The sequence below is a fragment of the Nocardia sp. NPDC056000 genome, from assembly GCF_042269265.1.
Lineage (GTDB): Bacteria > Actinomycetota > Actinomycetes > Mycobacteriales > Mycobacteriaceae > Nocardia.
The window spans coordinates 1-2,138 of sequence record NZ_JBHJXS010000034.1 but is presented as its reverse complement, the minus strand read 5'-3'; the positions used below and the strand labels follow the sequence as shown (position 1 = coordinate 2,138).

Sequence of the window (2,138 nt, the reverse complement as noted above, 5' to 3'; positions counted from 1 at the left end):
GGGCCCTGAGGAATCGTGCTCCTCCGCCGTCTCCCCCCCCGTGGCCACTCGGGGGCGTAGCGGCCGCGGGCGGCGGCGGGGGGGTCACCGCGCCCATCCGCTTCCGATGTCTCCGGGCGGGGCTGCCCGCGAGACAGGTACGAAGCGATGAGGCTCCGGCCCCCGTGACGCGGCGTCGCGGGGGCCGGAGCCGACCTACTGGTCAGCGGGCATTCCAGGTGCGGAAAGATGGGACACGTGAGCGGCGACATCATTGATGAACTGACCTGGCGCGGTTTGATCGCGCAGTCCACCGATCTGGACGCATTGCGTGCGGAGCTGGCGAAGGGCCCGATCACCCTCTATGCGGGATTCGATCCCACCGCCGCCAGCCTGCACGCCGGACATCTCGTTCCGCTGTTGGCGCTCAAGCGTTTTCAGCGTGCGGGCAATCGCCCCGTGGTTCTCGCGGGTGGCGCGACCGGCCTCATCGGCGATCCGCGTGACGTGGGCGAACGCTCGATGAACTCCACCGACACCGTCGCCGAGTGGGCCGGGCGCATCCGCTCCCAGCTGGAGCGTTTCGTCGATATCGACGATTCCCCGACGGGTGCGATCATCGCGAACAATATGGATTGGACCGGGCCGTTGAGCACGGTCTCCTTCCTGCGCGATATCGGCAAGCACTTCTCGGTGAATGTCATGCTGGCCCGCGACACCGTCAAGCGGCGGCTGGAGAGCGACGGCATGTCCTACACCGAGTTCTCCTACATGCTGTTGCAGGCCAACGACTACCTCCAGCTGCGCCGCAATCACGAATGCCGGTTGCAGGTCGGCGGTTCGGATCAGTGGGGCAACATCATCGCGGGCGTCGAGCTGAACCGTCGTGTCGACGGTGAGCACGTGCACGCCCTGACCGTTCCCTTGGTGACCTCGGCCGACGGCAAGAAGTTCGGCAAGTCCACCGGCGGCGGCAGCCTCTGGCTCGATCCGGAGATGACCAGTCCCTACGCCTGGTACCAGTACTTCGTGAATACCGCGGACGCCGATGTGGTCCGCTACCTGCGCTGGTTCACCTTCCTGTCCCGCGAGGAACTGGACGAACTGGAGACCGCCACCACCGAGCGCCCGCACGCCCGGGAGGCGCAGCGCCGCTTGGCCGCCGAGATGACCACGCTCGTGCACGGTGAGGAGCACACCCGTTCGGTGCAGCTGGCCAGTCAGGCGCTGTTCGGTCGCGGTGAACTCCGCGATCTGAACGAGTCGACCCTGGCCGCCGCGCTCACCGAGGCCGCGGTCGAGGGCAAGGTCGCCGAGGCCACCGCGGAATCGACGATTGTCGATCTGCTGGTGTCCAGCGGTCTTTCCGAGAGTCGCGCCGCCGCTCGCCGCGCTGTCAACGAGGGTGGCGCATCGGTGAACAACGAACGCGTCTCCGATCTGGAGTGGACTCCCTCGGATTCGGACTACCTGCACGGCAGCTGGCTGGTGCTGCGTCGCGGCAAGAAGAACTTCGCCGGCGTCCGCCGGGCCGAATGATCTTGTTTTCCATGACCTGGGTCACAAATATGTGGCCCGGGTCGGGAAACGGCCCGGTGCGGACCCTCGTGAACTGCGAAGACGCGCCCGTGACCAGGCGATTTGACTCTCCGTTTTCCGCCACGTAACTTATTCCAGGTCAGAGCGACACGGACACCGACCGGGTGCCAAACGCCCAGCTCAGAAGCTGGAAACACGGAACCGGACAACGAGGTCGTACGAGGAGCGCCTGGCAGCCTGCGAACCGATCCACAACCCCGAGTTTGACTCTGCGGGATGCGGCCGGTAGGCTGGAAAAGTTGCCTCTTCTGAGGGTCGCTAAAGCGGCCGGATGATTTGTGCGCCTGTTCTTTGAGAACTCAATAGTGTGTCGATGAATGTCAGTGCCAATAATTTATTGGTTCCGGCCTTCCACACCCCCGTGTGAGAAGGTTGGACATTTAGTCAGCAAATACTTTTGCTGGCGTTTGATTTTGCCAAGGTTTTCGGACTCTGGTTAATTCTTCCGATTAGCCCGCAAGGGCTGATTGAGAGTCTTCAACGGAGAGTTTGATCCTGGCTCAGGACGAACGCTGGCGGCGTGCTTAACACATGCAAGTCGAGCGGTAAGGCCCTTCGGG

1 protein-coding gene and 1 rRNA gene are annotated in these 2,138 nt (G+C 63.8%); both read left to right on the top strand.

Annotation, left to right across the window (positions count from 1 at the left end):
- Nucleotides 1-228: 228 nt before the first annotated feature.
- Nucleotides 229-1,518: a tyrosine--tRNA ligase gene (tyrS, locus tag ACFC4D_RS46385; protein ID WP_375967801.1), complete on the top strand. Its 1,290-nt coding sequence runs from the start codon at nucleotides 229-231 to the stop codon at nucleotides 1,516-1,518.
- A 537-nt stretch (nucleotides 1,519-2,055) separates the two neighbouring features.
- Nucleotides 2,056-2,138 (top strand): 16S ribosomal RNA (locus ACFC4D_RS46380); the annotation flags it as partial.

What these genes read in the sequence shown, in the direction of transcription:
- tyrS (WP_375967801.1), top strand. Translation starts at nt 229, where the DNA reads ATGGGACACGTGAGCGGCGACATCATTGATGAACTGACCTGGCGCGGT.